Source organism: Candidatus Pyrohabitans sp. (assembly GCF_054014795.1).
In genome coordinates, this window is record NZ_JBPMGE010000063.1 from 1 (window position 1) to 6,615 (window position 6,615).

General features: G+C 55.7%; 5 protein-coding genes. 2 read left to right on the plus strand and 3 right to left on the minus strand.

The genetic code is table 11. The annotated features are described in order from the left end of the window. Nucleotides 1–8 precede the first annotated feature (8 nt). Both ACXJJW_RS06755 and ACXJJW_RS06760 read right to left on the minus strand, forming a co-directional pair. Nucleotides 9–566 (minus strand): 4Fe-4S dicluster domain-containing protein, encoded by a 558-nt coding sequence (locus ACXJJW_RS06755; RefSeq protein ID WP_456474974.1) that lies wholly within the window; start codon nucleotides 564–566, stop codon nucleotides 9–11. 12 nt (nucleotides 567–578) lie between these two features. After that, entirely contained in the window at nucleotides 579–3,398 is a 2,820-nt protein-coding gene (locus ACXJJW_RS06760) for a molybdopterin-dependent oxidoreductase (protein WP_456474975.1), read from the minus strand. Nucleotides 3,399–3,648: 250 nt separating this feature from the next. On the opposite strand from ACXJJW_RS06760, the gene ACXJJW_RS06765 reads away from it, so the two are divergent. Both ACXJJW_RS06765 and ACXJJW_RS06770 read left to right on the plus strand, forming a co-directional pair. After that, a complete protein-coding gene (locus ACXJJW_RS06765; RefSeq protein ID WP_456474976.1) occupies nucleotides 3,649–5,604 on the plus strand; it encodes a 4Fe-4S binding protein in 1,956 nt (651 codons plus the stop codon). An 8-nt stretch (nucleotides 5,605–5,612) separates the two neighbouring features. After that, nucleotides 5,613–6,242, plus strand: coding sequence for a TorD/DmsD family molecular chaperone (locus ACXJJW_RS06770; RefSeq protein WP_456474977.1), 630 nt, complete (start codon nucleotides 5,613–5,615; stop codon nucleotides 6,240–6,242). Here the strand turns inward: ACXJJW_RS06770 and ACXJJW_RS06775 are convergent. Then, nucleotides 6,243–6,615: PaaI family thioesterase (locus ACXJJW_RS06775; protein WP_456474978.1), on the minus strand; the 373-nt coding region annotated here is incomplete at its 5' end. It lies immediately after the preceding gene.

Genomic DNA, 6,615 nt, shown 5'->3' on the forward strand with positions numbered 1-6,615 from the left:
GCCTCTGACTAGAAGGTCAGGAAGGTCTTCTCCACACCTCTGCTCATCCTGTAGCCCACCCTCTCTCTGAGCTTGGCGGAGATTTCGCCGGCATCGCCCGCTAGAAGGTGCCCCGTGGCGCACACCATGGCGCACCTGGGCTTCGGTTCAAGCTGAATAAGCCTGCCCTGCTCATCCTTCTGCTCATAGGGCTCCACGCAGAAGGTGCACTTGTCCATCTTTCCCCTGTTTCCGAAGGCGCCTTTCTCGAACTGCGGAGCTCCGAAGGGGCACGCCATCAAGCAGTAGCCGCAGCCTATGCAGGTGTCCTTGTTCACCAGCACTATCCCGTCTTCCTTGCGCTTGTATATCGCCTTGGTGGGGCACACGTACATGCAGGGCGGCTCATTGCAGTGCAAACAGGGCATGGGCATGTTGGTCTCCGTGGGCTCGCCCTCGTCGAAGGTTATCACCCTGATTCTGTTCACGCCCTCCGGGGTGCGGTTCTGGGTCTTGCATACCGCCACGCAGCCCCCGCAGCGGAGGCAGCGGTTTACATACATGTCGAGCAGAAACTTCTTGGGCATCTTTCCCACCTCCTACGCCCTCGCGAGCTTCTCAATCGCCTCCGGGATAACCCCCGCCTTGGTGACCTCGCAAAGCCCCGACTTGGTGGTCTGCATCTGCGTCTCCGGAGCCCAGCCGGGCGGAGCTATGGTATTGGCGCACTCTCCTATCACAATCGGCGCAGTACCCTCGGGGAAGCGTTTGGTATACTCAGCGGTCTCAAACATGCCCGCCCAGTGGAAGGGCAGGAACACCACACCCGGAGGCACGCGCCGCGTAACCTTAGCCTTGACCTGGATGCGTGAGCGATAGTGTCCAAGCTCATAGCCGCGGTAGGTGTGCACCCACACCACGTCTCCGTCCTTAATTCCGCGGTCATTGGCATCCCTGGGGTTGATCTCCACGTACATCTCGGGCTGAAGCTCCACGAGTATCGGATTGGAGCGCGTTATTGCTCCTCCACCCTGGTGCTCCACCTGCCTGCCCGAGGTGAACACCAGTGGATACGCCTCGTATATCCTCTTCTCTAAGATGTCCCTCTCCTGTATGCTCCTCCCCTTGGTCTCTATCCTGAAGTGGGTCTCGCCGTAGACCTTGTCCTCAAAGGTGGGGTACTTCCTAGCAAGCTCGGGCCTGGGAGTCCAAACCGGCTCACGGTGCACCGGCACAGGGTCGGGAAGGTTCCACGCCCATATTCGCGCCCTGCCCCTGCCGTAGGGCACCTTGTTTGCGGCAATGAGCGCCTTGTATTCGGTGGTTAGGTCCAGCTTCCATCCCGGTCCGGGGGTACCGTCCGGGTTCAGCTCCGGATGGCCGTTGATGCCTGAGAGCAGTGTCTTGCCGTCCGGCGCCTTAGTGCCCCACTTTGCACGGAAGTCATGGCCTCCATCCTTTACAGGTATATCATTGCGGTAGAGTATGGGCGTACCCGGATGCTCGTCGTTCCAGCACGGCCAGGGTAAGCCCCAGTACTCGCCGTCACAGGGTCCGCCCTCGGCGCGCAGCGTCTCGATGTTGAACACGTAGTCGTACTCCTGCTGCCTCTTCAGCCGCCAGGTGGACTGCCTCATGGCTATTGCCCTGGCGCCAACGCGAATCTCCTTGTCGTAGATATCCTCCGGAAGCTTCTTGAAGTTCTTGGTGAACTCCTCGCCAAAGCCCAGCTTCTCAGCTAAGGCGATGAGTATCTCAACGTCGGGCTTTGAGTCGTAGAGCGGGTCTATCACCTTGTTGCGCCACTGCACCTGCCGCGAGGAGTTGGTCACTGTGCCAGGATACTCCCAGTTGGTGCATGCGGGAAGCAGGATTATGCCGTCGTCGCGCTCCGGCAGAGCAGCCGCGCTCTCCACGTAGGGGTCGACGATTACCAGCATCTCCAGCTTCTCGTACGCCCTCTTCACAAAGTAGGTGCCCGCCTGCGAGGGCGTGCTGTGCCCCCAGAAGATTGCCATCTTTATGGGCGTGGGCTGCCCGAGCTTTTCGCCCGTCTCCTCGGCGAGCACAAGGTCGCGCCAGCGGGACATAGTAGCGCCTTTTGCGTGCATCAGCTCCTTGCTGGCAAACCTGCCCTGAAGCCACTCGAAGCTCACACCCCAGACCTTCGCCCAGTGCTTCCACGCACCCTCGCTCAGCCCGTAGTAGCTGGGGAGCGTGTTGGAGAGCACCGCCAAGTCGGTGGCGCCCTGCACATTGTCGTGCCCTCTGAAGGCATTCACCCCGCCCCCACTCTTTGCGGCGTTGCCCAGCATGAGCTGGAGTATGGCAAAGGCGCGGATGTTGTGGGTTCCCACCTCGTGCTGCGTCGCACCCATGGCGTACTGCAGCGTCCCGGGCCTGTTCTCGGCTAAAAGCTTGGCAGCCAGCTTAATCTTCTCCGCGGGCACGCCCGTAATTCCTTCAACCACCTCGGGTGGGTACTGCAGTATAACCTCCTTCGCGTACTCGTAGCCGTGGGTGCGCAGCCTTATAAACTCCTCGTCAACCCAGCCGTTGGTTATTATCTCGTGGCAGATGCCCCACACCAGGGGTATGTCCGTGCCTGGCCTGAACTGCAGGTGCAGGTCGCTCTGCGCCGCGGTGCGCGAGAAGCGCGGATCGCAGCATATGAGCACGGCGCCACGCTGCTTCGCCTTGTATATGTGGTAGAAAGACACCGGGTGCGCCTCCGCGGGATTTGAGAAGAAGATTATGCTCTTCGAATGCCTCATGTCGTTGAAGTTGTTAGTCTGCGCCCCGTAGCCCCAGGTGTTCCCCAGTCCCGCGACGGTCGTGGAGTGGCATATCCTCGCCTGGTGGTCTATGTTGTTTGAGCCCCAGAAGGCCATGAACTTGCGCTGCAGGTAGGCAGCCTCGTTGGACACGTGGGCAGAGCCCGCGAAGAACACAGCGTCCGGGCCGTACTTCTCCCTAATCTCCTTCATCTTATTCGCTATCTCTGTAAGCGCCTCCTCCCAGGAAATCTTCCTCCACTTTCCGCCTTCCTTCTTCATCGGATACTTCAGGCGGTGGTCGTTGTTTATGCTCGCGGGGATGCTCGCCCCCTTTGAGCACAGCCTCCCGCGGTTAATCGGGTGGTTCTCCCAGGGTTCGATACCCACAAGCTGACCATTCGCAACCTTTGCTAAGATACCGCAGCCAACGGAGCAGTGGATGCATATTGTTTTTATCAGCTCTACCTTCTCTCCACCCTCCTGCGCAGCAACAGGCTCAAAAAGCTCTGCACCGCTGTATTTGAAGTACTTGCTCAGAGCCACCGCCCCTCCTGTTGCGGCAGCCAGTTTTAAAAAAGAACGTCTCTTCATTTTTATGGCAGATAATGCCATAGCCCAACCTCCTCTCTCCTTTGGGTACATAGTAATTATGGTCTACATTGTATAAAAATTTTTCTATTTAGCCAAATAATAGCTTACAAATAGTTTAAAGTTTTAGAAAAAATCCAAATAATTTCACTTTAGTAGAAAGTACGTCTTTTTGCGCTGGTGTACATTTTAGCCCTTGTCCATAAATACGCTATGGGATGTGCCCCAAAATTTTATATGCAGAATATAAACTAGTTTAAATATGCACGGATTTTTTTTATGTGCATGTGGGAACCAAAATCCTGTGGATTTCAAAAAACTGGATAAAAAACTATCAGAAATTGGAAGAACCGAAGTTTATGACTATTTCTGCTCACCAAAAGGCCTCGACTACATCGCACACCTTGCAAAGCAATGGGGGTTGAACAGCATCTGCCTCGCCGCCTGCAGCGACAAAGATGAGATTTTTGAAAAACTAGGTGAGGAAAAAGGTATTCCTGTTTATACAGTAAACATCCGCGAGCTCTGTGGCTGGGTTCACGATAGAGAGGAAGCCACAGAGAAGGCGGCACTTCTTGTGGAAAGCGTTATAGCTGGGATTGAGGCCCAGCGCACCCCTGCTCCTGTGGTGGTGGGTGGTAGAAAAGATGTGGTTCTTGCTGGCGACTTTGAAAAAGCCAGGGAATTCGCCAGGTTTCTCTCCGTGGAGGTGGACGTGAAGATAATTGCGAGAAGTGCTTCTCCCTGTGCAGTGCATGGTTTTCTTGGGGGTGAGGTGAAGCAAATCGCTGGCGAATTTGGTGATTTTAAGGTCCACTACGAGGTTGCACCTATAGACTCACGCACCTGCATTGCATGCGGAAAGTGCACCGAGGTGTGCCCTGAAGGTGCAATCTCCCTGCTCACCCTCTCCATCTCAGACTCCTGCACCCGCTGCGGCAGGTGCATTAAGGCGTGTCCTGTGGGTGCGATAAGCTTTGAGAAGAGGGAGGCGAGTGCAGAGGCTGGACAGGTGGTGATTTTCGGTGACTGGAGGGGACCAAAAAGATATGGAATATTTCATGTCGGGGACAGAGAGGATTATGCGGAGGTGCTCTCAAAGCTCATCCCCGGGTTTTACAAAGCTGTTAAGCCGAGATACATCGAGGCTCAGCTTGAGCACTGTGCCAGCGGGAAGAGCAGCCTGGTGGGCTGTCAGCTCTGCGAAACCTCCTGCCCTGAGGGTGCGGTGATAAGGGAGGGAGAGAGGATAAGGTTTTCGGAAGCCTCCTGCTCCGGCTGCGGTGCCTGCGCGGCTGCGTGTCCCCTCTCTGTACCGGAGCTTGCAACCATGCCCCAGGAGGCAGTGGACTCCCTCCTGTCGAAGCTTCTCAGCGGCGAGCAGCTGAGGAAGAAGGTAATAGCCTTCACCTGCGAGAACCAGCTGGAAAAGCTTATCACTATGGGAAAGAAGGGGTTAAGGTATCCTCCTGTGCTCCCCATCTTCCTGCCCTGCACCGGCGCTATTTCCATACCCAACCTGCTCCTGCCCTTTGCGCTGGGTGCTGACGGCATAGTGGTGCTCGGCTGCGGAGAGTGCCGCTACTCCTGCAGCACCCCCACTGTGGAGTTCGCAGCCAGGGTGCTTGGGGGATATGATATGCGGAATGCTCTGCTTGAAATCAGGGGAAAAAGCCCTGAGGAAACCGCAGAGGCTATAAGGGGCTTTTATAACGACCTCCCACCTTCGCCCTTTGCCGCCGTTGAAAAAATCGAAGGCAATCAGATGGAGCGCATGCTTGGTGTGCTGAAGGTCTTTTCTTCATGGAGTTTGCCGGAGGTAAGGGTGCGCTGCGAAGGGCTACCCTTCGGCTATGTGGAGGTTGCCCGGGATAAATGCACCTTCTGCAATGCGTGCATCTCCATGTGTCCCACCTCTGCGATTACAAAATCGCATGCAAGGCTCGAGTTTTCCCATTCGAGGTGCATAAACTGCTCGCTTTGTGAGAGGGCATGCCCTGAGGGTGCGATAAGGGTGAAGGGTATATTTGACCTGGGTGAGTACGTGGGTGAAAGTAAGAAGACGCTTGTGGAGGAGGAGATGCTCCCCTGTGCAGGCTGCGGCAGACACGTGATTTCCAGGACCATGCTCAGGAAGTCTGCTGAGAGACTTATTGAGGCTGGAATACCCGAGGGCTCGCTTCAGATAAGGCTTCTGGAGTTCTGTGAGCGCTGCCGGGGGAAGAAGGTTTTAGAGCTTTTAATGGAGGGTAGAATTTGAGGCGGATAATGGATTCGAGAAGGGACTTTTACTACTTCCTCTCGTGGCTGTACCTTGAGGGGCCGCCGGAGGAGCTTGTAAGAGATTTGATGAATGGAAAGTTTCAGCTTGAATACGGCAACAGGGAGATAGAAGAGGGAGTAAAAATTCTGAAGGAATGGGCGGCAAGCGTGAAGGATATGAAGGAGGGATATCTAGATGCCCAGGATGAGTTTGCAAGGCTATTCATAGGCCCCGGGAAGCCGATAGTGTCGCCGTATCAATCGGTTTACGAGGAAGGTGCACCCTACGGCAAGGCTACGCTGAGGATGAAGGAGATATATGCAGAGGCTGAGGTGAGTAAGGGTGGAGATGTGAAGGAGGCGGAGGACCACATCGGCATGGAACTGGCGTTTATGGGCCTCATATGCAACAGAATCTCCTCGCTTGGAGATAAAGGTGAGATTCTGAGGAATCTGCACATTCAAAAGAAGTTCCTCAACGAGCAACTGCTTAAGTGGGTGCCCAGATTCTGTGAGGATATACTAAAAAGTGAGAGGGCCTTCTTATACAGGGGCGTGGCGATGCTCACCCTGGGCTTTCTGGAGGAGGAGAAGCGCAGCATAGAGCAGCTGATCGCCGACTATGAGCTGGAGTAGTTATTCCACGAGCTTCCTGTCGGTGCGGTACACGAGGGCGCTGCAGCTCGCCACAAGCTTATCGTCCTGGTTTCTCACCTTTATCTCGTATAGGCCAGTTCTGCGGGTGGTGTTTATCTCCCTCGCCTCGGCGCGCAGCACATCTCCTCGCCTAACAGGTGAGGTGTAGGTTACATTCATATTCAGCGCCACGCTTACCCTGCCGCGAGAGTTGCCCGCCAGCTCAAAGGCGGCGTCAATGAGCGCAAAGGTGGCGCCCCCGTGGGCATAGCCGAAGATGTTCTCATGCTCCTCCCTCACCCTCATCTCCACCAGGGCATAGCCTTCTCTCAGCTCCCTCAGCTTTATTCCCATCTCCCTGGCAAAGGGCTCC